This window comes from Streptococcus sp. HMSC076C08 (assembly GCF_001810825.1).
Taxonomy (GTDB): Bacteria; Bacillota; Bacilli; order Lactobacillales; family Streptococcaceae; genus Streptococcus.
The window spans coordinates 1-25,395 of sequence record NZ_KV802725.1; the positions used below are offsets into that span (position 1 = coordinate 1).

Sequence of the window (25,395 nt, forward strand, 5' to 3'; positions counted from 1 at the left end):
TTTTATCCGCCATAGCTCAGTTGGTAGTAGCGCATGACTGTTAATCATGATGTCGTAGGTTCGAGTCCTACTGGCGGAGTATAAATCGAAACGTTCAACTGAGCGTTTTTTTATTTATAAATATAGTGGACTGTTGAAATTTCAAATTTTAATTTTAAAATCTGTAATTACCTCTTTATTTTATTTTTAGTTCGTTTGGCTTCAAATTCTACTTTTATAGGATTTGAAGCTTTTTTAGTTCCTTTTTTTGTTAGACTAGTGTTACTAATAAGAAAGGGAATTTTTATATGCTTCAGAAATTTTATGATCGAGCATTTGTCTTTTTGAAACTAGTTGAACAAGAATATGCCTCTTTAGGCCAGAGTTGTTCAGAGTGGGAATCACTTCATCTCCGTTTTTTACTATATTACTTAATCCGATTTAAAATTAAAAGTGATAGGGACTTTTCTCTATATCACTTTAGAACAGCTTATCGTCTATATCTAGATAAATTACTGCAAGATGGTACAACTTTCATCCAATAGGAAGTATTTATATCATAATTACGAACGATAGTTATAGATATATTTTAAAAAATATAGAATTAGCTTATAATCAGAGACTTCTGTATTTAGAAATGAAAGAATTTCCAAATCTTTTCTGCTGTTTCTTCTTGATAAAATAGTGTTTTTTTCTTATAATAAATTGTAAGATATAATTGCGGGTGAAATTCCTGCCATGTATATGAGAAAGGACGAGCTGCTAGTAGCTCAGACGAATTTTATTATGACTTCAGTTGTTGTTGTAGGTACCCAGTGGGGTGATGAAGGTAAAGGGAAAATTACAGATTTTCTTTCAGCTAATGCAGAAGTGATTGCTCGTTATCAAGGTGGTGACAATGCTGGTCACACGATTGTGATTGATGGTAAGAAATTTAAGTTGCACTTGATTCCGTCAGGTATTTTCTTCCCTGAAAAGATCTCTGTCATTGGGAATGGGATGGTCGTGAACCCAAAATCTCTTGTGAAAGAGTTGAGTTATCTTCATGAGGAAGGTGTGACAACTGATAACTTGCGTATTTCTGATCGGGCGCATGTTATTTTGCCTTATCACATTGAGTTGGATCGCTTGCAGGAAGAAGCTAAGGGTGACAATAAGATTGGTACTACAATCAAGGGAATCGGTCCAGCATATATGGACAAGGCTGCTCGTGTTGGAATTCGTATTGCGGATCTTTTGGATAAGGATATTTTCCGTGAACGTTTGGAACGTAATCTTGCGGAAAAGAATCGTTTGTTTGAAAAATTATATGATAGCACCCCTATTTCAGTTGACGATATTTTTGAAGAATACTATGAGTATGGTCAACAAATCAAGCAATACGTGACAGATACATCTGTTATCTTGAATGATGCGCTTGATAATGGCAAACGTGTGCTGTTTGAAGGTGCGCAAGGTGTTATGCTAGATATCGACCAAGGTACGTATCCATTTGTTACTTCTTCAAACCCTGTCGCTGGTGGTGTGACAATTGGGTCTGGTGTTGGTCCAAGTAAGATTGACAAGGTTGTAGGTGTCTGTAAAGCCTACACAAGTCGTGTAGGAGACGGACCTTTCCCAACTGAATTATTTGATGAAGTGGGAGATCGCATCCGTGAAGTAGGTCATGAATACGGTACAACAACTGGCCGTCCACGTCGTGTGGGTTGGTTTGACTCAGTTGTGATGCGCCACAGCCGCCGTGTATCTGGGATTACCAATCTTTCATTGAACTCTATAGATGTTTTGAGTGGTTTGGATACTGTGAAAATCTGTGTGGCCTATGATCTTGATGGTCAACGTATTGATTACTATCCTGCTAGTCTTGAGCAGTTGAAACGCTGCAAGCCAATCTACGAGGAATTGCCAGGTTGGTCAGAAGACATCACTGGAGTTCGTAATTTGGAAGACCTTCCTGAGAATGCACGTAACTATGTTCGTCGTGTAAGTGAGTTGGTTGGTGTTCGTATCTCAACTTTCTCAGTAGGACCTGGTCGTGAACAAACTAATATTTTAGAAAGTGTTTGGTCATAGGAGATTTTTAAGATTAGTTTAAGACAGGTTGGGTATACTATAGACAGTTACAAGAAGACCTCCTAACTTGTTGTAACAAATATCCTAAACTTTTCTTTTTCATAATAATCTCCCTATTAAGTCACCGCATTCGGTGGCTTTTTTTGTGTTGAGAATCATGATATAATAATAAAATCGACAAGTAGGAAAAGAGAAGAACGATGAATTATACAGTTGAAGAAAAAGAAGCCTTTATGAGAGAGGCTTTGAGAGAGGCTGAGATTGCCTTAGAACACGATGAAATTCCAATTGGTTGTGTGATTGTCAAGGATGGAGAAATCATTGGTAGGGGGCATAATGCGCGCGAGGAGTTGCAACGGGCGGTCATGCATGCAGAAATCATGGCTATAGAGAATGCGAACGTGAGTGAAGAAAGTTGGCGCCTGCTTGATTGTACGCTTTTTGTGACCATTGAGCCTTGTGTCATGTGTAGCGGGGCGATTGGGCTAGCTCGTATACCAAAGGTGGTCTATGGGGCTAAAAATCAGAAATTTGGTGCAGCTGGAAGTTTGTACGCTATTTTGACAGATGAGCGTCTCAATCATCGTGTAGAGGTTGAAACGGGAGTTTTGGAGAGTGAGTGTGTAGCGATTATGCAGGACTTTTTCCGAAATCGACGGAAAAAATAATTTCTCTTTAAAAACCGAGGGGAATGTGGTATAATAAATAGTGGAGCAACAGTTCTGCGTGAAGCGGGTCAGGGGAGGAATCCAGCAGCCCTAAGCGATGTGAATTGTGTGCTCTTTTTTCGTGCTTTTTTCGAATAAATAAGATAAAATAGCCTAGAATAAATGATTATAGAATAGAAAAGAGAAAGATATGAAAATTCGTGGTTTTGAATTGGTTTCGAGTTTTACAGATGAAAATTTGTTACCTAAGCGTGAGACAGCCCATGCAGCTGGTTATGATTTAAAGGTTGCAGAACGTACGGTGATTGCGCCAGGAGAGATTGTCTTGGTTCCGACAGGTGTTAAGGCCTACATGCAGCCGACAGAAGTGCTCTATCTTTATGACCGTTCATCAAATCCTCGTAAGAAGGGCTTAGTCTTGATTAACTCGGTTGGGGTCATTGATGGGGATTATTATGGAAATCCTGGGAATGAAGGGCATATTTTTGCGCAGATGAAGAATATCACAGACCAAGAGGTTGTTCTTGAAGTTGGGGAACGTGTGGTTCAGGCTGTCTTTGCACCATTTTTGATTGCAGATGGGGATGAGGCAGATGGCGTGCGAACTGGTGGATTTGGATCGACAGGGCATTAAGATGAAGATTGTCTTTGTACGTCATGGGGAGCCAGATTACCGTGAGTTAGAGGAACGTTCTTATACAGGTTTTGGGATGGATTTAGCACCTTTATCTGAGAAAGGACGGCAACAAGTTCAGGAACTTTGCCAAAATCCCTTGCTACAATCAGCTGATTTGCTAGTAACTTCAGCAGTGACAAGAGCTTTAGAAACTGCATCTTATGTGGTTCGTGCTACTTGCCTTCCTTTGAGGGTGGAGCCTTTGTTACACGAATGGCAGGTTTACGAAAGTGGCATAGAGAATTTTGAAAAAGCACGTACTCTGTTTTTAGAAAACAAGGGGGAGTTGCTTCCTAATAGTCCTATTCAGTATGAGACAGCTGAAGAGATGAAGGCGCGTTTTTTGGAAACTATGATAAAGTACCGAGACTACCAGACAGTTCTAGTGGTAGCTCATCGAATGCTCATGCGTCAGTTTGTGCCAAATGAGAAGATTGATTTTTGCCAAGTGATTGAGTGTGAGATAGAGATTTAGAAAGAGGTTTATCATCGCAAAGAAAAAAGCGACATTTGTGTGTCAAAATTGTGAATATAATTCACCTAAGTATCTAGGGCGTTGTCCTAACTGTGGGTCTTGGTCTTCTTTTGTAGAAGAGGTTGAGGTTGCCGAGGTCAAGAATGCACGAGTGTCCTTGACAGGTGAAAAAACCAAGCCTATGAAACTGGCTGAGGTGACTTCCATCAATGTCAATCGAACCAAGACAGAGATGGAGGAATTCAACCGTGTGCTTGGTGGAGGTGTGGTACCGGGGAGTCTCGTTCTTATCGGTGGAGATCCAGGAATCGGGAAATCAACCCTTCTCCTACAAGTTTCAACGCAGCTGTCTCAAGTGGGTACGGTTCTCTATGTCAGTGGGGAGGAGTCTGCCCAGCAGATTAAGTTACGGGCAGAGCGCTTGGGAGATATTGATAGTGAGTTTTATCTCTATGCAGAGACCAATATGCAGAGTGTTCGCGCAGAAGTAGAAAGAATTCAGCCAGACTTCCTCATTGTTGACTCTATCCAGACGATTATGTCTCCTGAGATTTCAGGGGTGCAAGGGTCTGTGTCTCAGGTGCGTGAGGTGACCGCTGAGCTTATGCAGCTGGCTAAGACCAATAACATTGCCATCTTTATCGTAGGGCATGTGACCAAGGAAGGGACCTTGGCTGGTCCGCGTATGCTGGAGCATATGGTAGATACAGTGCTTTACTTTGAAGGGGAACGTCACCATACCTTTCGTATCTTGAGAGCAGTCAAAAACCGTTTTGGTTCCACTAATGAGATTGGCATCTTTGAGATGCAGTCGGGCGGATTGGTTGAGGTGCTCAATCCGAGTCAAGTTTTCCTAGAGGAGCGTTTGGATGGGGCTACTGGCTCGTCAATCGTTGTGACCATGGAAGGGACCCGTCCGATTTTGGCGGAGGTTCAGGCTTTGGTAACACCAACCATGTTTGGAAATGCTAAACGCACGACGACAGGACTTGATTTCAATCGTGCAAGTCTGATTATGGCTGTTTTGGAAAAACGAGCAGGGCTTCTCTTGCAAAATCAGGATGCCTATCTCAAATCTGCTGGTGGCGTGAAATTGGATGAGCCTGCCATTGACTTAGCCGTTGCAGTGGCTATTGCCTCTAGTTACAAGGACAAGCCAACCAATCCTCAGGAATGTTTTGTGGGAGAATTGGGCTTGACTGGAGAGATTCGGCGCGTGAATCGTATCGAACAACGCATCAATGAAGCGGCAAAATTAGGCTTTACCAAGATTTATGTACCCAAGAATTCCTTGACAGGAATCACTCCACCCAAGGAAATTGAAGTCATTGGTGTGACAACGATTCAAGAAGTTTTGAAAAAGGTCTTTGCATAATCCGTGACAAATCCTCTTAAAAATGATAAGATAGGAGAAATATTTGATTATCAAATTTTTGAGGAGGGAATCGTGTCGTATTTTGAACAGTTTATGCAAGCCAATCAGGCTTATGTTGCCCTACATGGGCAGTTAAATCTGCCACTTAAACCCAAAACCAGAGTAGCTATCGTGACCTGTATGGACTCACGTCTACACGTTGCGCAAGCTCTAGGTTTGGCCCTTGGGGATGCTCATATCTTGCGGAATGCGGGTGGTCGAGTAACTGAGGACATGATTCGTTCACTGGTGATTTCCCAGCAACAAATGGGGACAAGAGAAATCGTGGTGCTTCACCATACAGACTGTGGAGCTCAAACCTTTCAAAATGAAAGTTTTCATGAACATTTGAAACACGAGCTCGGAGTTGATGTGTCTGGTCAAGACTTTTTACCATTTCAGGATGTGGAAGAGAGCGTGAGAGAGGATATGCAATTGCTTCGAGAATCTCCACTGATTCCTGATGATGTGGTTATTTCAGGTGCTGTCTATGATGTGGATACAGGAAGTATGAGAGAAGTATACTAACTTTATCTCGAAAAAATCTCATCCTAGCATAAAATCGATTGTTAAAATGTAGGATTTTTAGTTTTAATATAGCTAATATAAAATAGTAAAAAACAAGGGTATAAATGTTTGCCCTTGTTTTATTTTTGATTGAAAAATAAAGGAAAAAGCGCTACAATGGTAAATGGAAAATGTTGTGTGAAAAACAAGTGATACATAAATACCGGAGGAAATCATGTCTTTTTCTGATTTAAAGCTGTTTGCCCTTTCTTCAAATAGAGAATTGGCAGAGCGTGTGGCGCAAGAGATTGGGATAGAGTTGGGGAAATCGACTGTTCGCCAATTTTCAGATGGAGAGATTCAGGTCAACATTGAAGAATCAATCCGTGGAAAACACGTCTTTATCCTACAATCAACTAGTTCACCTGTAAATGATAATTTACTTGAAATTTTGATTATGGTGGACGCATTGAAGCGTGCTAGTGCAGAATCTGTCAATGTTGTTATGCCCTACTATGGCTATGCACGTCAGGATAGAAAAGCGCGCGCGCGTGAGCCAATCACTGCAAAACTCGTTGCAAACATGCTAGAAGTGGCTGGGGTAGATCGTTTGTTGACGATTGATTTGCACGCTGCACAGATTCAGGGATTCTTTGATATTCCCGTAGATCACTTGATGGGTGCTCCATTGATTGCGGACTATTTTGAACGTCGTGGCATGGTTGGCTCTGACTACGTGGTTGTCAGCCCAGACCATGGTGGGGTGACTCGTGCTCGTAAATTGGCAGAGTTTTTGAAAACTCCGATTGCGATTATTGACAAACGCCGTAGTGTAGACAAGATGAATACCAGTGAAGTGATGAACATCATTGGTAAGGTAGAAGGTAAGACTTGTATCTTGATTGACGATATGATCGATACAGCTGGAACTATTTGTCATGCGGCGGATGCTCTTGCTGAAGCAGGTGCTGTTGAAGTTTACGCAAGCTGTACGCACCCAGTTCTTTCAGGGCCAGCTATGGACAATATCCAAAAATCAGCTATTAAGAAATTGGTTGTTTTGGATACTATCTATCTACCAGAAGAGCGTTTGATTGATAAGATTGAACAAATTTCGATTGCTCATCTTCTGGGCGATGCTATTATTCGTATCCACGAAAAACGTCCTCTTTCTCCCCTATTTTGTATTGAGAAAAAGATTTAATCTTTCACTTGAAGTAGACAGAACTCCTAGCAGGCTTCTTTTCTTGCTAGGAGATTTTTATAGTCAAAATCTGCAAGCCTTTTCAAAATATGCTATACTGAGAAAAAAGGAGGATTTCTATGAGTCAAGAATTTATCAATCCAAGTGATGGTGTGATCCGTCAGTATCTGGAGACCAGTAAAACGTTAGCGGTAGTGGGCTTGTCCGATCGTGAAGAAACAACTAGCAATCGAGTGACCAAGGAAATGCAGGCTCGAGGCTATAAAATCATTCCAGTTAATCCCAAGGCTGCAGGTGGGGAAATTTTGGGAGAGAAGGCTTATGCCAGTCTAGCTGAGATTCCTTTTCCTGTGGACATTGTCAATGTATACCGACGGAGCGAGTTTTTACCAGATGTGGCGCGTGATTTTCTCAAGGCTGATGCTAAGATTTTTTGGGCACAACTGGGACTTGAAAGTCTAGAAGCGGAAGAAATCTTGCGTGCTGGAGGATGCGATGACATCGTGATGAATCGCTGTATCAAGAGAGAACACACACGCTTAATTCTTGAGCAATAAAAAGGTAGCCAGTAGGCTACCTTTTGTGTTAGAAAATACCAATCAATGCTTGCATGCCAAGACTGGTGAGGATGATGGCAATCCAGCAAAGGGCTCCAAGAAGAATGGATTTACCGCTGGATTTGACCATAGCTACTAGATTGGTTTTGAGACCGATAGCACTCATGGCCATAATAATGAGGAATTTGGAGAGTTGTTTGAGGGGGGTAAAGAAGCTACTAGACACACCGAGAGAGGTAAGGAGAGTCGTTAAGAGAGAGGCCAGGATAAAATAAAGGATAAAAAGTGGGAAAACTTTTTTCAGTTGTACGCCTTGTTTATTTTCTTGCTGGCGACTTTGCCAGTAGGAGAGGAAGAGAGTGATGGGAATAATAGCCAGAGTTCGTGTGAGTTTGACAATGGTTGCAGATTCAAGGGTATTGGTCTGATAAAGACTGTCCCAGGAGCTGGCGGTAGCCGTTACAGAAGAAGTATCGTTGACTGCAGTTCCTGCAAAGAGGGCAAAACCTTCATTGGATAGGTGAAGCCATGTTCCTAGCGTTGGAAAGATAAGTGCTGCTAAGACATTGAAGAAAAAGATAACGGAGATGGCTTGGGCAACTTCTTTTTCCTTGGCATGGATAACGGGTGCTGTCGCAGCAATGGCAGAACCACCACAGATAGAAGAACCCACTCCAATCAAGGTAGCCAGTTTTGTGTCTAGCGCAAAGAAACGCTGGAAGAGGTAGGCAACGATTAAGGAAATCGAAATGGTGGAAAGGATGACGGGGAGTGAAGATTGTCCAACTGCGAAGACTTGCGAGATATTGAGACCAAAACCGAGTAAGATAACGGCATACTGGAGCAATTTCTTGGAACTAAAGGTCAAACCTGCGTCTAGTTGTTTGTAGGGTGAGAACCAGGGGTGGAGGAGCATTCCAGCAAAAATTGCAAAGACAGGTGCACCCACGACGGGGAAAAATCCTCCCAGGAACCATGATACGATAGAAATGAGAAGGCAGGCAAAGATGCCTGCTCCATTTTTTGATAAAAATGACATATAAACCTCCGAAAATAAGCATTTATTATTATACTCCTGTCGAGAAGAAAAGTAAAACAGAAAGTGAAAAATGCAGGTTTCAGATGGATTTTGCGGTCAGGGAGCTTTTGTAGTATAATAGTACTATGTTCTGTAAGCAAGGGGGATATCTATGGACTTAACCAAGAGCTTTAATAAACAGTTAGACAAGATTCAAGTTTCCTTGATTCGCCAGTTTGACCAGGCTATTTCGGAGATTCCTGGGGTCTTGCGTTTGACCTTGGGGGAACCTGATTTTACAACGCCAGATCATGTCAAGGAGGCAGCCAAGCGAGCCATTGACCAGAACCAGTCCTACTATACAGGGATGAGCGGTTTACTGACCTTGCGCCAGTCTGCTAGCGACTTTGTAAAAGAAAAATACCAGCTAGATTATAATCCTGAAAATGAAATTTTGGTTACAATTGGGGCGACAGAGGCTTTATCTGCTACTTTGACGGCTATTTTGGAAGAGGGGGACAAGGTGCTCTTGCCAGCTCCTGCCTATCCAGGATATGAGCCGATTGTCAATCTAGTTGGGGCAGAGATTGTCGAGATTGATACAACTGAAAATGGTTTTGTCTTGACTCCTGAGATGTTGGAAAAGGCCATTTTGGAACAAGGGGATAAGCTCAAAGCAGTTATTCTTAATTATCCAGCTAATCCGACAGGAATTACCTATAGTCGGGAGCAGTTGGAAGCCTTGGCAGACGTTTTAGGCAAGTATGAGATTTTTGTTGTCTGTGATGAGGTTTACTCAGAATTAACCTATACAGGCGAAGCCCATGTATCTCTGGGAACTATGCTGAGAGATCAAGCTATTATCATCAATGGCTTATCTAAGTCCCATGCCATGACTGGTTGGCGTTTAGGCTTTATCTTTGCTCCTGCAGCTTTCACAGCTCAGTTAATCAAGAGTCACCAATATTTGGTTACTGCTGCAAATACCATGGCCCAACATGCTGCAGTAGAAGCCTTGACCGCTGGTAAAAACGATGCGGAACCTATGAAAAAGGAATACATCCAGCGTCGAGATTATATCATCGAAAAGATGACTGCTCTTGGTTTTGATATTATCAAACCGGACGGTGCCTTCTATATCTTTGCTAAGATTCCAGCGGGCTACAATCAAGATTCCTTTGCTTTTCTGAAGGATTTTGCCTATAAGAAGGCCGTTGCCTTTATCCCTGGTGCAGCCTTTGGACGTTACGGAGAAGGCTATGTGCGTCTGTCTTATGCAGCCAGCATGGAAACGATCAGAGAGGCCATGAAACGACTTGAGGAGTACATGAGAGAAGCATGATTCAGTCTATCACGAGTCAAGGCTTGGTGCTCTACAATCGAAACTTTCGTGAGGATGACAAGCTAGTCAAAATTTTTACCGAGCAGGCGGGCAAGCGCATGTTCTTCGTTAAACACGCTGGCCAGTCCAAACTAGCTCCGGTTATTCAGCCCTTGGTGTTGGCACGATTTCTCTTGCGCATCAATGATGATGGGCTTAGCTACATCGAGGACTACCATGAGGTGATGACCTTTCCAAAGATTAATAGTGATCTCTTTGTTATGGCCTATGCTACCTATGTGGCTGCTCTTGCAGATGCTAGTTTGCAGGATAATCAGCAGGATGCTCCCTTGTTTGCTTTCTTGAGGAAGACTCTGGAGTTGATGGAAGCAGGGATAGATTATCAGGTTTTAACCAATATTTTTGAAATTCAAATCTTGACTCGATTTGGAATCAGCCTTAATTTTAATGAGTGTGTCTTTTGCCATCGGGTCGGTCAGGCCTTTGACTTTTCTTTCAAATATGGAGCCTGCCTCTGCCCAGAGCATTATCATGAAGATGAGAGACGTTGTCATCTAAATCCCAATATCCCTTATCTGCTCAATCAATTTCAAGCCATTGATTTTGAAACCTTGGAGACCATTTCGCTTAAGGCCGAAATCAAGCAAGAGCTACGCCAATTTATGGATCAACTCTACGAAGAGTATGTTGGGATTCACCTAAAATCAAAGAAATTTATTGATTCCCTAGCAGACTGGGGACAATTACTAAAAGAGGAAGACAAATGAAAAAAATTGCAGTAGATGCTATGGGGGGCGATTACGCACCTCAAGCCATCGTTGAGGGTGTCAACCAAGCCCTTGCTGACTTTTCAGATATTGAGATTCAACTCTACGGAGATGAAAGCAAGATCAAGCAATATCTAACGGCGACAGAGCGTGTCAGCGTTATTCATACGGATGAGAAAATCAACTCAGACGATGAGCCGACAAAAGCTATCCGTAAGAAGAAAAATGCCAGCATGGTATTGGCAGCTAAGGCTGTTAAAGAGGGAGAAGCAGACGCTGTCCTCTCTGCTGGTAACACAGGTGCCTTGTTGGCTGCAGGATTCTTCATTGTGGGTCGTATCAAAAATATCGATCGTCCAGGACTCATGTCTACCTTGCCGACCATTGATGGAAAAGGGTTTGATATGCTAGACCTTGGAGCCAATGCGGAAAATACAGCCCATCATCTGCACCAATACGCTGTTTTGGGTTCCTTCTATGCGAAAAATGTTCGTGGGATTTCGAAACCACGTGTTGGTTTGCTCAACAATGGAACAGAAAGCAGCAAGGGAGATCCGCTTCGTAAGGAAACATACGACTTGCTAGTAGCTGATCAAAGTTTGAACTTTGTCGGAAACGTGGAAGCGCGTGATCTGATGAATGGCGTTGCGGATGTTGTCGTAACAGATGGTTTCACGGGAAACGCTGTTCTCAAATCCATTGAAGGTACAGCTTTGGGAATCATGGGCTTACTTAAAAATGCTATTACGGGTGGTGGCCTTCGAGCGAAGCTAGGTGCTCTACTTCTTAAGGATAGTCTTAGGGGGTTGAAGACACAGCTCAATTATTCAGATGTTGGAGGGGCAGTTTTGTTTGGTGTTAAGGCGCCAGTTGTAAAAACTCATGGCTCAAGTGATGCCAAGGCTGTGTACAGTACGATTCGTCAGATTCGTACCATGCTAGAAACAGACGTAGTTGCTCAAACTGCGCGTGAATTTTCAGGAGAATAAAAAAAGATGACAGAAAAAGAAATTTTTGACCGTATTGTAACCATTATCCAAGAGCGACAGGGAGAAGACTTTGCCGTAACAGAGGCCTTAAGTTTGAAAGACGATCTAGATGCGGACTCAGTGGATTTGATGGAGTTTGTCTTGACACTAGAAGATGAATTTGGTATCGAAATCACTGATGAGGAAATCGACCAACTTCAAAGTGTAGCGGATGTAGTAGCGATTATTAAAGATAAAAAATAGGAAAAAGCAACATGCAAGTCATGTTGTTTTTTTATTTGCAGAAAAAGGGAAACTTTTAGTAGAAATTGCGAATAAAGAGATGAGAAAGAAAAAGGAGGAACGTTTATGTATGTGACCGGTTTTTATCCGTGGTTCATTAAGTGGTTTTTAAAATAAAAATGAATGAATTGTTCATTTTCTAATTGTTTTTCGAATAAATAGGTAAGGAAAAAGGAAGGAGAGAAGAAAATGATTTCAGTAATTTACCCAATCTGGTTTTTAAAATGGTTTAAAGCCTAGAAACCGTAAACTAAAAATAAAGGAGAAAACAAATGACAAACTTTGACAACATGGAACAGAACTTTGTAGCTCTTACGGAAGAAGAGTTGACGGATGTGAATGGGGGGTCGGTTACCGCTGTAGTTGTAGGAGGTGTCTTACTAATTGGTGGTATTGCTTGGGGCTATTTTATGTAATAATAAGGAGAGAAAAAATGAATTTAAATAAATGGACAGAATTGACAGAAGAAGAATTGATGAATACAGAAGGTGGCTTAATTACCATAGCCACGATTGCTGGAGGAGTAGCAATTTTCCTTGGTGGTCGATTAATTGGTCAAGATTTAAAACGTAAATTTGGATAAAAGTAGACTTGTATGAAAAATCTAAAAAATGTAATGGGAGCAGTTCTAATTATTTTTGGAGTGCTTTGCATATTGGGAGATTTAAATGTAATCACCTTTAATGTTGAAAAATATTTCCAAACAGAATTAGTTGTTCCGATGCTTATTTTGATGATGAGTTACTTGGATTCAGCTAAAGACAAGGTTTAAAGAGAACTATTTTTAGTGTATGGCAACTGCTATTTTAGTTACTATTAATGAAATAAGAACTAATTTAGGAATAGTAGGGCTTTTGATTGGAGTAGCTATTGGATTAGCCAGCATTATTTAAAAAGGAGAGAGAAAAATGAAAGAAATGGATGAAAAATTTGATATCATGACAGAAGAAGATTTGGCTCTTACTGAAGGAGGCTTCATTGTCACTACTTCCACAGCAATAGCTTGGGGTGTATTAGGAGTAGCTTCTTATATGTATGGGCGTTATCTAGGAAGTAAACGTTAAGCTAAATATAGAAGGAAATTAACTATGAATCGTAACCTAAATCTCAATACATTGTTACCTAAGCTAGCCACTATACTACCTTTGTTAGGCATAGGTCTTAATCTTACGCTTCATCTAATTCGTACGGGTTCGCTAGTATCTTTTGATTGGCAATGGAGTTTAATAGGTTTGATTGCTGCAGGCTATTTTGGTATTTTTTGTAAGGATTTGAAGAAAAATAATCAAAACTATAAATGATGAATCTGAATGGAAAGGATTTTGTGCATGTAAATGGCGGAGTTTTTCCGCCTTGTTTTATCCAGAGACTTGTCCGATTCTGCTTAGTTTGTTTTATGGAGGATACAAGTACAAAACAACAGATAGTAAGATTGGGAATTGATGGAACATCAGATTGGAGTTTGAGATGAAAGTCGTTCAATTACTACAAAAAGCTTGGCCAGAGTTTATTGTATTGTCTAGCTCAATGGCTTATCTAATGATTAGAATCGTGGCTAATATAAACAAAATAAATCTACCTACGTAGTTTGAATATTTTGATATACCTACGATTTCATCATTCTTGATGACATTTATCTCACTTTATAGAAGTAAAGAGAATATCATTTCAGAATAGTTTATTTCTAGGCATTCATTTTTTAACGGTTACTTTAAGCAGGCAGAACTTTTGTTCTGCTTTTTACATTTAAATGATAGTTTATGCTTTTTGAAGTGCGTTTTAGGCGTAAAAATGGTTTATTTAGGAATATTTTCCTGTTTTCATCCTTATTTGGTTAAAATAATCTTACAAATTTTTAAAGAGATTATTAGAAAAAGGAGAAGGATATGAAATTTAGGAAAAGGCACTATCGTCCCCAGGTGGATCAGATGGATTGTGGCGTGGCTTCTTTGGCTATGGTCTTTGGTTACTACGGTAGTTATTACTCCTTGGCTCATCTACGAGAGTTAGCCAAGACGACCATGGATGGGACGACCGCTTTGGGACTTGTAAAGGTGGCAGAGGAGATTGGGTTTGAGACGCGGGCTATCAAGGCGGATATGACGCTCTTTGATTTGCCAGATTTGACCTTTCCTTTTGTGGCTCATGTGCTCAAGGAAGGGAAGTTGCTCCACTACTATGTGGTGATAGGTCAGGATAAAAAGCACATTCATATCGCTGATCCAGATCCTAGTATCAAGCTGACCAAGATTTCCCGTGAGCGATTTGCGCAAGAATGGACAGGAGTCAGTCTCTTTATGGCTCCGTCTCCAGACTATAAACCCCATAAGGAGAAAAAACAGGGGCTCCTATCTTTCTTGCCAATCTTGCTCAAACAGCGTGGCTTAATTACCAATATCGTCCTAGCGACACTCTTGGTAACCTTAATCAATATTGTGGGTTCCTACTACCTTCAGTCCATCATTGATAGTTACGTCCCAGACCAGATGCGCTCGACACTGGGTATTATCTCAATGGGACTAGTCATCGTCTATATCCTCCAGCAGATTTTGTCCTATGCGCAGGAATACCTCTTACTTGTTCTGGGGCAACGCCTGTCAATTGATGTGATTTTGTCCTACATCAAGCATGTTTTTCACCTGCCGATGTCCTTTTTTGCAACACGCAGGACAGGAGAGATTGTATCTCGTTTTACGGATGCTAACAGTATCATCGATGCGTTGGCGTCGACCATTCTGTCGATTTTCCTAGATGTGTCGACGATTTTGATTATCTCGCTTGTCTTGTTTTCACAAAATATGACGCTCTTCTTCATTAGTCTACTTGCGCTTCCCATCTATACAGTGATTATCTTTGCCTTTATGAAGCCGTTTGAAAAGATGAATCGTGATACCATGGAAGCCAATGCGGTTCTGTCTTCCTCTATCATCGAGGACATCAACGGTATTGAGACCATTAAGTCTTTGACCAGTGAGAGTTCACGCTATCAAAAGATTGACAAGGAATTTGTAACTTATCTGAAAAAATCTTTTACCTATAGTCGGGCAGAAAGCCAGCAAAAGGCTCTGAAAAAAGTTGCCCAGCTCCTGCTCAATGTTGGTGTTCTCTGGATGGGAGCAGTTCTTGTCATGGATGGGAAAATGAGTTTGGGCCAGCTGATTACCTATAATACTTTGCTTGTTTACTTTACCAATCCTTTGGAAAATATCATCAACCTACAAACCAAACTTCAGACAGCGCAGGTTGCCAATAATCGTTTAAACGAAGTGTATCTAGTAGCTTCGGAGTTTGAGGAGAAGAAAACGGTAGAAGATCTAAGTATGATGAAGGGAGAGATGACCTTCAAGCAGGTTCACTATAAGTATGGCTATGGTCGTGACGTCTTGTCGGATATCAATTTGACCATTCCACAAGGGTCTAAGATGGCTTTTGTGGGGATTTCAGGGTCAGGAAAGACCACCTTGGCCAAGATGATGGTTAACTTCTACGATCCAAGTCAGGGAGAGATTAGTCTGGGTGGTGTCAATCTCAATCAGATTGACAAAAAAGCCTTGCGCCAGTATATCAACTATCTACCTCAACAGCCCTATGTCTTTAACGGAACGATTTTGGAGAATCTTCTCCTTGGAGCCAAGGAGGGGACGACTCAGGAAGACATCTTACGGGCAGTTGAGTTGGCAGAGATTCGGGAGGATATCGAGCGCATGCCACTGAATTATCAGACAGAATTAACTTCGGATGGGGCTGGAATTTCTGGTGGGCAACGACAACGAATCGCTCTGGCGCGTGCTCTTTTGACGGATGCCCCTGTCTTAATCTTGGACGAGGCGACTAGCAGTCTGGATATCTTGACGGAAAAGCGGATTGTGGATAATCTCATGGTTTTAGACAAGACCTTGATTTTCATTGCTCACCGTTTGACCATTGCTGAGCGGACAGAAAAGGTTGTTGTTTTGAATCAGGGCAAAATTGTCGAAGAAGGTACCCCTGCAGACTTGCTTGCACAGGATGGCTTTTATGCCCATTTGGTCAATAGCTAGAAAGAGGAGAAGATGAAACCAGAATTTTTAGAAAGTGCGGAGTTTTATAATCGTCGTTATCATAATTTTTCCAGTCGGGTGATTTTACCTATGTCACTTCTGTTCGTGTTTTTACTGGGATTTGCAGTTTTTGCAGAGAAGGAGATGAGTTTGTCTACTAGAGCTACTGTCGAGCCTAGTCGTATCCTTGCCAATATCCAGTCAACTAGCAACAATCGCATTCTTGTCAATCATTTGGAAGAAAATAAGCTGGTTAAGAAAGGAGATCTGCTCGTTCAGTACCAGCAAGGGGCGGAGGCTGTCCAGGTTGAGGCATATGCCAGTCAATTGGAGATGCTAAAGGATCAAAAAAAGCAGTTGGGGTATTTGCAATCCAGTTTGAAAGAGGGGAGTGATCAATTTCCAGAGGCGGATAAGTTTGGTTATCAGGAGATGTTTCGAGACTATCTCAGCCAAGCTAGTAGTCTTAGGAGTAATGTTTCTCAGCAAAATGCCAGCATCTCCTCTCAAAATGCGGCAGCAAGTCAGAGCCAGGCCGAGATTGGCAATCTTATTAGTCAAACAGAGGATAAAATTCGAGACTACAAAACAGCCAAGTCAGCGATTGAAAAAGGAGATCAACTGGATAGTCAAAATGCCGCCTACTCATTTTATCAGACCTATAAAAACCAAGCTGGAGATGATTCGCAAGTTAAATCACAAGTTATTGCACAGGTGGATGCACAAATTGCCCAGCTAGAGTCTAGTTTGGCTACCTATCGTGTACAGTATGCGGGTTCTGGAGCTCAACAAGCCCACGCAACGGGACTAGATAGTCAACTGGAATCGCTCAAATCTCAGCACCTAGTCAAAGTCGGTCAGGAATTAACCCTTTTGGATCAGAAAATTTTGGAGGCGGAATCGGGTAAGAAGGTACAGGGAGGTCTCCTAGATAAGGGGAAGATTACAGCAAGTGAGGATGGGGTGCTTCACCTCAATCCTGAGACTAGTGAATCTACGATGGTCGCAGAAGGAACCCTGCTAGCCCAACTCTACCCATCCTTGAAAAAAGAAGGAAAAACCAAACTCACAGCCTATCTCAGTTCAAAAGATGTTGCTAGAGTCAAGATTGGGGACTCTGTCCGTTATACTACGATTAACGATGCCAAGAATCAAATTTTCCTGGATTCCACGATTACAAGTATTGATGCGACAGCTACAAAAACTGAAAAAGGGAATTTCTTTAAAATTGAGGCGGAGACTAATTTAACTTCGGAACAGGCTGAAAAACTTCGTTATGGTTTAGAAGGTCGCCTGCAGATGATTACGGGAAAGAAAAGCTATCTCCGTTATTTTTGGGATCAATTTTTAAATAAAGGGTAATATTCGTGTTTTTCAGAGGATAAATGATTTTTAAACTGTAAGAAGAGCTTATCTTGCAGTTTTTCTTTACGCTTGAAACAGGAAAACGTTATTTATTCGTAAAAAATCTTGAATTTTTCATGCTTTTGTGGTAGAATGTGCTCAAGTAAAACGAAAGGCGAACTTTAAAATGTCAAAACAACTGATCTATTCGGGAAAAGCCAAGGATATCTATACAACTGAGGATGAAAATCTCATTATTTCAACTTACAAGGACCAGGCAACTGCCTTCAACGGTGTCAAGAAGGAGCAGATTGCGGGCAAGGGAGTGTTAAATAATCAGATTTCATCTTTTATTTTTGAGAAATTAAATGCGGCTGGTGTAGCGACTCACTTTGTGGAGAAAATTTCGGATACGGAACAACTCAATAAAAAGGTGGAGATTATTCCTTTGGAAGTTGTGCTCCGCAACTACACGGCTGGTTCCTTTTCAAAACGTTTTGGCGTAGAAGAAGGTATTGCATTTGAGACTCCAATTGTCGAATTTTACTATAAAAATGATGATTTGGATGATCCCTTTATCAATGATGAGCATGTGAAATTCCTAAAAATTGCGGATGACCAGCAGATTGCTTACTTGAAAGAAGAAACCCGTCGTATCAATGAGCTCTTGAAGGATTGGTTTGCTGAGATTGGTCTCAAATTGATTGACTTTAAGCTAGAGTTTGGTTTTGACAAGGATGGCAAGATTATCTTGGCAGACGAGTTTTCACCAGATAACTGCCGTTTGTGGGATGCAGATGGCAACCACATGGACAAGGATGTTTTCCGCCGTGGCTTGGGTGAATTGACGGATGTTTACGAGATTGTCTGGGAGAAATTGCAGGCTTTGAAATAAGCTGTTAGAAACGGAAAACCTTCGTCTTTCAGATGTAAGGACTCAGGCTGTAAAGGTCCCCTGGACCTTTTCACTCCGTCGGGGGCTAGGTAAATTAACCAGCGTCTACGAGATTGTCTGGGAAAAGTTGCAAGGTTTAAAATAGCACCTTCAAGGTCATTTGGGAACATTGCAAGAGCTGAAATAAAGGAATAAGAATTGATGAATAAACGTATTTTTGTTGAAAAAAAGGCTGATTTTCAAGTCAAGTCAGAGAGTTTGGTAAGGGAGCTCCAGCACAACTTGGGACTGTCAACTTTGAAAAGTATTCGCATTGTGCAGGTTTATGATGTCTTTGACTTGGCAGAGAACTTGTTTGCGCCTGCCGAGAAGCATATCTTCTCTGAGCAGGTGACAGACCATGTCTTGGATGAAGCGGCTGTGCAAGCGGATCTTGCCAATTATGCTTTCTTTGCTATCGAAAGCCTGCCTGGTCAATTTGACCAGCGTGCAGCTTCCTCACAGGAAGCTTTACTTTTGCTGGGAAGTTCGAGTGACGTGACGGTCAACACAGCACAATTGTACTTGGTTAATAAAGATATTGATGCGATTGAGTTGGAAGCGGTCAAGAACTACCTGCTCAATCCAGTGGATTCACGTTTCAAGGACATCACGACAGGGATTGCCAAGCAGGAATTTTCTGAGTCAGACAAGACCATTCCTAAATTGACCTTCTTTGAAAGCTATACAGCAGAAGACTTTGCTCGCTACAAGGCCGAACAAGGGATGGCCATGGAAGTGGATGATTTGCTCTTTATCCAAGACTACTTCAAGTCAATCGGACGAGTGCCGACGGAAACAGAACTCAAGGTTTTGGACACTTACTGGTCTGACCACTGCCGTCACACGACTTTTGAGACCGAGTTGAAACACATTGATTTCTCAGCTTCTAAGTTCCAAAAGCAATTACAAGCGACTTATGACAAGTATATTGCCATGCGTGATGAGTTGGGACGTTCGGAGAAACCACAAACCTTGATGGATATGGCGACTATTTTCGGTCGTTATGAGCGTGCTAATGGACGTTTGGATGACATGGAAGTGTCAGATGAAATCAATGCATGCTCGGTTGAAATCGAGGTGGATGTGAATGGAGTGAAAGAGCCATGGCTTCTCATGTTTAAAAATGAAACCCACAATCACCCAACAGAAATTGAACCATTTGGTGGAGCGGCTACTTGTATCGGTGGAGCCATTCGTGACCCGTTGTCAGGACGTTCATACGTTTATCAAGCCATGCGTATCTCGGGTGCAGGTGATATTACCGCACCGATTTCAGAAACTCGCGCTGGCAAATTGCCACAACAAGTCATTTCGAAAACAGCGGCTCATGGTTATTCTTCTTACGGGAATCAGATTGGGCTTGCGACGACCTATGTTCGTGAGTACTTCCACCCAGGTTTTGTAGCCAAACGCATGGAGCTAGGTGCAGTTGTCGGTGCGGCTCCCAAGGGCAACGTTGTCCGTGAAAAACCGGAAGCGGGCGATGTGATTATCTTGCTCGGTGGTAAGACTGGACGTGACGGTGTCGGTGGTGCAACGGGATCTTCTAAGGTTCAAACAGTTGAGTCTGTAGAGACTGCCGGTGCTGAGGTTCAAAAAGGGAATGCCATCGAAGAGCGCAAGATCCAACGCCTTTTCCGTAATGGCGATGTCACTCGTCTTATCAAGAAATCCAACGACTTTGGAGCAGGTGGTGTCTGTGTGGCTATCGGTGAATTGGCAGATGGTCTTGAAATTGACCTTAACAAGGTTCCTCTTAAATACCAAGGTTTGAACGGTACAGAAATTGCCATTTCTGAATCTCAAGAACGGATGGCAGTTGTGGTGCGTCCTGAAGACGTAGCTGCCTTCGTTGCGGAATGTAATAAAGAAAATATTGATGCTGTTGTGGTTGCGACAGTGACTGAAAAACCGAACCTAGTCATGCACTGGAATGGTGAAACCATCGTCGACTTGGAACGCCGTTTCCTTGATACCAATGGTGTGCGTGTCGTTGTCGATGCCAAGGTTGTGGACAAGGATGTCAAACTCCCAGAAGAACGCAGAACAAGTGCTGAAACCCTTGAAGCTGATACTCTTGCGGTACTATCTGACCTCAACCATGCGAGTCAAAAAGGCTTGCAGACCATCTTTGACTGCTCAGTCGGTCGTTCTACGGTCAATCACCCACTTGGCGGTCGTTACCAATTGACACCGACTGAGGCTTCTGTGCAGAAATTGCCAGTTCAACACGATGTGACTCACACTGCGTCAGTCATGGCCCAAGGATTCCACCCATATGTAGCAGAATGGTCTCCATACCACGGTGCTGCCTATGCAGTAATCGAAGCGACTTCTCGTTTGGTGGCTACTGGTGCAAACTGGTCCAAGGCTCGTTTCTCTTACCAAGAGTATTTTGAGCGGATGGATAAACAAGCAGAGCGTTTTGGTCAGCCAGTAGCAGCTCTTCTAGGCTCTATTGAAGCACAAATCCAACTTAGTTTGCCATCTATCGGTGGCAAGGACTCTATGTCTGGTACTTTTGAAGAATTGACAGTGCCACCAACCTTGGTTGCCTTTGGGGTGACAACGGCAGATAGTCGTCAAGTTCTCTCTCCTGAGTTCAAGACTGCTGGTGAAAATATCTACTACATCCCAGGTCAAGCCTTGGCACAAGAGATTGACTTTGATCTTATCAAGTCTAACTTTGCCAAGTTTGAAGCCCTTCAAAAGGCTCACAAAGTGACATCTGCATCAGCTGTTAAATATGGTGGTGTCCTTGAAAGTTTGGCTCTTGCTACTTTTGGAAACCATATCGGTGCAGAGGTGACCTTGTCTGAGCTTGAGACTGCATTGACAGCTCAATTAGGCGGATTTGTCTTCACATCTCCGGAAGAAATCGCCGGAGTAGAGAAAATTGGACAAACAAAAGCAGACTTTACACTTTTTGTCAACGGTATGAAGCTAGATGGACAGAAACTTGACAGTGCCTTCCAAGGAAAATTAGAAGAAGTTTACCCTACTGAATTTGCCCAAGCCAAAGAACTGGCTGAAGTACCAGCTGTGGCATCAGATGCTGTGATTAAAGCCAAGGAAACTATTGAAAAACCAGTGGTTTACATCCCAGTCTTCCCAGGAACCAACTCGGAATATGACTCAGCCAAGGCATTTGAAAAAGAAGGTGCAGAGGTTAACTTGGTGCCATTCGTGACCTTGAATGAAGAGGCTATTGTCAAGTCAGTTGAAATCATGGTTGACAATATCGGCAAGGCAAACATTCTATTCTTTGCAGGTGGCTTCTCAGCCGCGGATGAGCCGGATGGATCAGCTAAGTTTATTGTCAATATCCTGCTCAATGAAAAAGTGCGTGTAGCTATCGATAGCTTTATCGCTCGTGGTGGTTTGATTATTGGTATCTGTAATGGATTCCAAGCCCTCGTCAAATCAGGTCTTCTTCCATATGGGAACTTTGAGGATGCTACTAGTACTAGCCCAACCCTCTTCTACAATGATGCCAACCAGCACGTAGCCAAGATGGTGGAAACTCGTATTGCCAATACTAACTCGCCATGGTTGGCTGGAGTGCAAGTGGGCGATATCCACGCCATTCCAGTGTCGCACGGTGAAGGGAAGTTTGTTGTGACGGCCGAGGAATTTGCAGAGCTCCGTGATAATGGTCAAATCTTTAGTCAATACGTTGACTTTGAAGGCAAACCAAGTATGGATTCTAAGTACAATCCAAATGGTTCTGTAAATGCCATCGAAGGAATTACCAGCAAGAATGGTCAAATCATCGGTAAAATGGGACACTCAGAACGTTATGAAGATGGTCTTTTCCAAAATATTCCAGGAAATAAAGACCAGTACTTGTTCGCGTCGGCGGTTAAATACTTTACTGGGAAATAAGACTTGCAGATTTTCTAATAGATAGTATCCGTAATGTAAAAGTCATGTAGATTTAGTTCTTGGTGATTGCAAAAGGTTTGTTTTGCGAGTGAAACGAGCTTCTACCGTATCATTCGGCTCTACTGAAGGAATGATGCAAAAATAAAAATTAGGTATAAAAAATGACATACGAAGTAAAATCTCTTAATGAAGAATGTGGTGTTTTTGGTATCTGGGGGCATCCAGATGCTGCTAAATTGACCTATTTCGGACTCCACAGTCTTCAGCACCGTGGTCAGGAGGGGGCAGGAATCCTCTCTAATGACCAGGGGAACTTGAAGCGTCATCGTGATATGGGGCTTTTATCAGAAGTGTTCAGAAATCCAGCTAATTTGGATAAACTGACTGGAGCGAGCGCGATTGGGCATGTTCGTTATGCGACTGCTGGCGAAGCTTCTGTAGATAATATCCAGCCCTTTCTCTTCCGCTTTCACGATATGCAGTTTGGACTTGCTCACAACGGAAACTTGACCAATGCTGAATCGCTCAAGAAAGAATTGGAACAAAGAGGAGCTATTTTCAGTTCAACTTCGGACTCGGAAATCTTGGCTCACCTCATTCGTCGGAGTCACAATCCGAACTTGATGGGCAAAATCAAGGAGGCGCTCAGCCTTGTCAAAGGTGGCTTTGCTTATATCTTGTTATTTGAGGATAAGTTGATTGCTGCGCTTGATCCTAATGGCTTCCGTCCGCTTTCTATCGGAAAAATGGCAAACGGAGCGGTGGTGGTTTCGTCTGAAACCTGTGCCTTTGAAGTCATTGGTGCTGAGTGGATTCGTGATGTGAAACCAGGAGAGATTGTAATCGTAGATGACAATGGTATCCAGTACGATAGTTATACGAATGATACCCAGTTGGCGATTTGTTCTATGGAGTATATCTATTTTGCTCGCCCTGACTCTAACATCCATGGGGTCAATGTCCATACAGCTCGCAAACGTATGGGGGCTCAATTAGCGCGTGAGTTCAAGCACGAAGCAGATATTGTGGTCGGTGTGCCAAATTCCTCGCTGAGCGCAGCTATGGGATTTGCAGAAGAATCTGGTCTGCCAAATGAAATGGGTCTGATCAAAAACCAATACACGCAACGCACCTTTATCCAACCGACTCAAGAATTGCGTGAGCAAGGGGTGCGGATGAAGCTATCAGCCGTTTCGGGTGTCGTTAAAGGAAAACGTGTGGTGATGATTGATGATTCCATTGTTCGTGGGACAACCTCTCGCCGTATCGTTCAGCTCTTGAAAGAAGCGGGGGCTTCTGAAGTTCACGTTGCTATTGGTAGTCCAGCGCTAGCTTATCCATGTTTTTACGGGATTGATATCCAGACGCGTCAGGAGCTGATTGCGGCCAATCATACGGTCGAGGAAACTCGCCAAATCATTGGTGCGGATAGCCTGACCTATCTTTCGATTGATGGCTTGATTGATTCTATCGGCATCGAAACAGATGCGCCAAACGGTGGTCTTTGTGTCGCTTACTTTGACGGCGACTACCCAACTCCTCTCTACGACTATGAGGAAGACTATCGTAGAAGTTTGGGGGATAAGACCAGTTTTTACAAATAGACGGATAAAGACTCTCCATGAAAGGAAAGGAAGAGAAGATGACAAATAAAAATGCTTATGCGCAATCTGGTGTAGATGTTGAAGCGGGTTATGAAGTTGTTGAGCGGATCAAAAAGCACGTGGCTCGCACGGAGCGTGCGGGTGTCATGGGAGCTCTTGGTGGTTTCGGTGGCATGTTTGACCTCTCAAAAACAGGTGTCAAAGAGCCTGTCTTGATTTCAGGGACTGACGGTGTCGGAACCAAGCTCATGCTGGCCATCAAGTACGACAAGCATGATACGATTGGGCAGGACTGTGTGGCCATGTGTGTCAATGACATCATCGCTGCAGGTGCGGAGCCTCTTTACTTCCTTGACTACGTCGCGACTGGCAAGAATGAACCAGCTAAACTAGAACAAGTGGTTGCTGGTGTGGCTGAAGGTTGTGTGCAAGCTGGTGCAGCCCTCATCGGTGGTGAAACGGCTGAGATGCCTGGTATGTACGGCGAAGATGACTATGACTTGGCTGGTTTTGCGGTTGGCGTGGCAGAAAAATCTCAAATCATTGACGGTTCAAAGGTGGCAGAAGGTGATGTTCTTCTTGGACTTGCTTCAAGTGGGATCCACTCAAATGGTTACTCACTCGTTCGTCGTGTCTTTGCCGACTATACAGGTGAGGAAGTTTTGCCAGAATTGGAAGGCAGAAAACTGAAAGATGTCCTTTTGGAACCAACTCGTATCTACGTTAAAGCTGCCTTGCCACTCATAAAGGAATGCTTGGTCAACGGGATTGCCCACATCACTGGTGGTGGATTTATCGAGAATGTCCCTCGTATGTTTGCAAATGATCTAGCGGCAGAAATCGAAGAAGACAAAGTTCCAGTCCTTCCGATTTTCAAAGCTCTTGAAAAATACGGTGAAATCAAGCATGAAGAAATGTTTGAAATCTTCAATATGGGTGTGGGACTCATGCTGGCAGTTAGCCCTGAAAATGTAGGTCGCGTCAAGGAATTGTTGGATGAACCAGTCTATGAAATTGGTCGCATCGTCAAGAAAGAAAACGAAAGTGTCATCATCAAATGAAAAAAATAGCGGTTTTTGCCTCTGGTAACGGCTCAAATTTTCAGGTGATTGCTGAAGAATTTCCGGTGGAGTTTGTCTTTTCAGACCATCGTGATGCCTATGTGCTCGAGCGTGCAGACAAGCTCGGCGTTCTGTCCTATGCATTTGAACTCAAGGAATTCGAGAACAAGGCGGACTACGAAGCAGCCCTTGTCGAACTCGTGGAAGAACACCAGATTGACTTGGTTTGCCTCGCCGGCTACATGAAAATAGTTGGGCCAACCTTATTGGAGGCCTATGAGGGGCGTATTATCAATATCCATCCAGCCTACCTGCCAGAATTTCCAGGAGCTCATGGGATTGAGGACGCTTGGAATGCTGGCGTAGACCTATCTGGCGTGACCATTCACTGGGTGGACTCAGGTGTGGACACAGGCAAGGTCATCAAACAAGTGCGTGTGCCACGGCTAGCTGATGATACCATTGAAAGCTTTGAAGCTCGCATTCATGAGGCTGAGTACAAGTTGTATCCAGAGGTGCTGGATAGCTTGGGAGTGGAGAGAATGTAAGAAGTAAATCAAGTTTTGATTGCGT

Annotated in this window: 26 protein-coding genes, 1 tRNA gene and 1 other RNA gene; 27 read left to right on the forward strand and 1 reads right to left on the reverse strand. The window is 42.7% G+C overall.

Features of this window, described 5'->3' with window-relative positions; translation table 11 throughout:
• Positions 1-5: 5 nt before the first annotated feature.
• The 11 genes from HMPREF2766_RS04220 to HMPREF2766_RS04270 all read left to right on the forward strand — a co-directional run bounded on the left by HMPREF2766_RS04220 (position 6) and on the right by HMPREF2766_RS04270 (position 7,553).
• Positions 6-79, forward strand: a tRNA-Asn gene (locus tag HMPREF2766_RS04220).
• A gap of 208 nt (positions 80-287) precedes the next feature.
• Positions 288-524 (forward strand): sigma(X)-activator ComW, encoded by a 237-nt coding sequence (comW, locus tag HMPREF2766_RS10205; protein WP_070567919.1) that lies wholly within the window; start codon positions 288-290, stop codon positions 522-524.
• A gap of 241 nt (positions 525-765) precedes the next feature.
• Positions 766-2,052: an adenylosuccinate synthase gene (locus HMPREF2766_RS04230; protein ID WP_049506397.1), complete on the forward strand. Its 1,287-nt coding sequence runs from the start codon at positions 766-768 to the stop codon at positions 2,050-2,052.
• Positions 2,053-2,252: 200 nt separating this feature from the next.
• Positions 2,253-2,720, forward strand: coding sequence for a tRNA adenosine(34) deaminase TadA (gene tadA / locus HMPREF2766_RS04235; protein ID WP_070567921.1), 468 nt, complete (start codon positions 2,253-2,255; stop codon positions 2,718-2,720).
• A 32-nt stretch (positions 2,721-2,752) separates the two neighbouring features.
• Positions 2,753-2,846, forward strand: an RNA gene (gene ffs, locus HMPREF2766_RS04240) — signal recognition particle sRNA small type.
• 64 nt (positions 2,847-2,910) lie between these two features.
• A complete protein-coding gene (locus HMPREF2766_RS04245; protein WP_000701981.1) occupies positions 2,911-3,354 on the forward strand; it encodes a dUTP diphosphatase in 444 nt (147 codons plus the stop codon).
• Complete coding sequence (locus HMPREF2766_RS04250) at positions 3,314-3,871, forward strand: histidine phosphatase family protein (protein ID WP_176553040.1); 558 nt, start codon at positions 3,314-3,316, stop codon at positions 3,869-3,871. Before HMPREF2766_RS04245 ends, HMPREF2766_RS04250 begins: the two co-directional genes overlap by 41 nt.
• Before the next feature lie 13 nt (positions 3,872-3,884).
• Complete coding sequence (gene radA / locus HMPREF2766_RS04255; protein ID WP_083303875.1) at positions 3,885-5,246, forward strand: DNA repair protein RadA; 1,362 nt, start codon at positions 3,885-3,887, stop codon at positions 5,244-5,246.
• Between the two features lie 72 nt (positions 5,247-5,318).
• Entirely contained in the window at positions 5,319-5,813 is a 495-nt protein-coding gene (locus tag HMPREF2766_RS04260; protein ID WP_009013771.1) for a beta-class carbonic anhydrase, read from the forward strand.
• A gap of 214 nt (positions 5,814-6,027) precedes the next feature.
• On the forward strand, positions 6,028-6,996 hold the full coding sequence (locus HMPREF2766_RS04265) for a ribose-phosphate diphosphokinase (RefSeq protein ID WP_000010174.1): 969 nt from the start codon (positions 6,028-6,030) through the stop codon (positions 6,994-6,996).
• 119 nt (positions 6,997-7,115) lie between these two features.
• On the forward strand, positions 7,116-7,553 hold the full coding sequence (locus HMPREF2766_RS04270) for a CoA-binding protein (RefSeq protein ID WP_000076495.1): 438 nt from the start codon (positions 7,116-7,118) through the stop codon (positions 7,551-7,553).
• Between the two features lie 28 nt (positions 7,554-7,581).
• On the opposite strand, the gene HMPREF2766_RS04275 is transcribed toward HMPREF2766_RS04270, so the two are convergent.
• Entirely contained in the window at positions 7,582-8,592 is a 1,011-nt protein-coding gene (locus tag HMPREF2766_RS04275) for a YeiH family protein (RefSeq protein ID WP_070567926.1), read from the reverse strand.
• 151 nt (positions 8,593-8,743) lie between these two features.
• On the opposite strand from HMPREF2766_RS04275, the gene HMPREF2766_RS04280 reads away from it, so the two are divergent.
• From HMPREF2766_RS04280 to purN, 16 genes are all read left to right on the forward strand, one after another.
• Positions 8,744-9,913, forward strand: coding sequence for a pyridoxal phosphate-dependent aminotransferase (locus tag HMPREF2766_RS04280; RefSeq protein ID WP_070567928.1), 1,170 nt, complete (start codon positions 8,744-8,746; stop codon positions 9,911-9,913).
• Positions 9,910-10,680, forward strand: coding sequence for a DNA repair protein RecO (gene recO, locus HMPREF2766_RS04285; RefSeq protein ID WP_049478102.1), 771 nt, complete (start codon positions 9,910-9,912; stop codon positions 10,678-10,680). The genes HMPREF2766_RS04280 and recO overlap by 4 nt, the downstream gene beginning before the upstream one ends.
• On the forward strand, positions 10,677-11,669 hold the full coding sequence (gene plsX / locus HMPREF2766_RS04290; protein WP_070567930.1) for a phosphate acyltransferase PlsX: 993 nt from the start codon (positions 10,677-10,679) through the stop codon (positions 11,667-11,669). Before recO ends, plsX begins: the two co-directional genes overlap by 4 nt.
• A 6-nt stretch (positions 11,670-11,675) precedes the next feature.
• The gene (locus HMPREF2766_RS04295; protein WP_000136435.1) at positions 11,676-11,912 is read left to right on the forward strand and encodes an acyl carrier protein; all 237 of its coding nucleotides are present in this window, start codon (positions 11,676-11,678) and stop codon (positions 11,910-11,912) included.
• A 311-nt stretch (positions 11,913-12,223) separates the two neighbouring features.
• On the forward strand, positions 12,224-12,367 hold the full coding sequence (locus HMPREF2766_RS04300) for a class IIb bacteriocin, lactobin A/cerein 7B family (protein WP_000180838.1): 144 nt from the start codon (positions 12,224-12,226) through the stop codon (positions 12,365-12,367).
• Between the two features lie 17 nt (positions 12,368-12,384).
• Entirely contained in the window at positions 12,385-12,534 is a 150-nt protein-coding gene (locus tag HMPREF2766_RS04305) for a class IIb bacteriocin, lactobin A/cerein 7B family (RefSeq protein ID WP_033629144.1), read from the forward strand.
• A gap of 12 nt (positions 12,535-12,546) precedes the next feature.
• Complete coding sequence (locus tag HMPREF2766_RS10165; RefSeq protein ID WP_180364430.1) at positions 12,547-12,723, forward strand: hypothetical protein; 177 nt, start codon at positions 12,547-12,549, stop codon at positions 12,721-12,723.
• A gap of 136 nt (positions 12,724-12,859) precedes the next feature.
• Positions 12,860-13,015, forward strand: coding sequence for a hypothetical protein (locus HMPREF2766_RS10170; RefSeq protein WP_180364431.1), 156 nt, complete (start codon positions 12,860-12,862; stop codon positions 13,013-13,015).
• Positions 13,016-13,039: 24 nt separating this feature from the next.
• Positions 13,040-13,252, forward strand: coding sequence for a hypothetical protein (locus HMPREF2766_RS04310; RefSeq protein WP_042768877.1), 213 nt, complete (start codon positions 13,040-13,042; stop codon positions 13,250-13,252).
• A gap of 585 nt (positions 13,253-13,837) precedes the next feature.
• Complete coding sequence (comA, locus tag HMPREF2766_RS04320) at positions 13,838-15,991, forward strand: peptide cleavage/export ABC transporter ComA (RefSeq protein ID WP_070567932.1); 2,154 nt, start codon at positions 13,838-13,840, stop codon at positions 15,989-15,991.
• 12 nt (positions 15,992-16,003) lie between these two features.
• Positions 16,004-17,353, forward strand: coding sequence for a competence pheromone export protein ComB (gene comB, locus HMPREF2766_RS04325; RefSeq protein WP_070567933.1), 1,350 nt, complete (start codon positions 16,004-16,006; stop codon positions 17,351-17,353).
• Between the two features lie 169 nt (positions 17,354-17,522).
• Positions 17,523-18,230 (forward strand): phosphoribosylaminoimidazolesuccinocarboxamide synthase, encoded by a 708-nt coding sequence (gene purC, locus HMPREF2766_RS04330; protein WP_070567935.1) that lies wholly within the window; start codon positions 17,523-17,525, stop codon positions 18,228-18,230.
• Between the two features lie 201 nt (positions 18,231-18,431).
• Entirely contained in the window at positions 18,432-22,157 is a 3,726-nt protein-coding gene (locus HMPREF2766_RS04335) for a phosphoribosylformylglycinamidine synthase (RefSeq protein ID WP_070567937.1), read from the forward strand.
• A 161-nt stretch (positions 22,158-22,318) separates the two neighbouring features.
• Positions 22,319-23,761 (forward strand): amidophosphoribosyltransferase, encoded by a 1,443-nt coding sequence (gene purF, locus HMPREF2766_RS04340; protein ID WP_070567939.1) that lies wholly within the window; start codon positions 22,319-22,321, stop codon positions 23,759-23,761.
• A 38-nt stretch (positions 23,762-23,799) separates the two neighbouring features.
• Positions 23,800-24,822, forward strand: a complete 1,023-nt coding sequence (purM, locus tag HMPREF2766_RS04345; protein WP_070567965.1) for a phosphoribosylformylglycinamidine cyclo-ligase — start codon at positions 23,800-23,802, stop codon at positions 24,820-24,822.
• The gene (purN, locus tag HMPREF2766_RS04350) at positions 24,819-25,370 is read left to right on the forward strand and encodes a phosphoribosylglycinamide formyltransferase (protein ID WP_070567941.1); all 552 of its coding nucleotides are present in this window, start codon (positions 24,819-24,821) and stop codon (positions 25,368-25,370) included. The genes purM and purN overlap by 4 nt, the downstream gene beginning before the upstream one ends.
• Positions 25,371-25,395 lie beyond the last annotated feature (25 nt).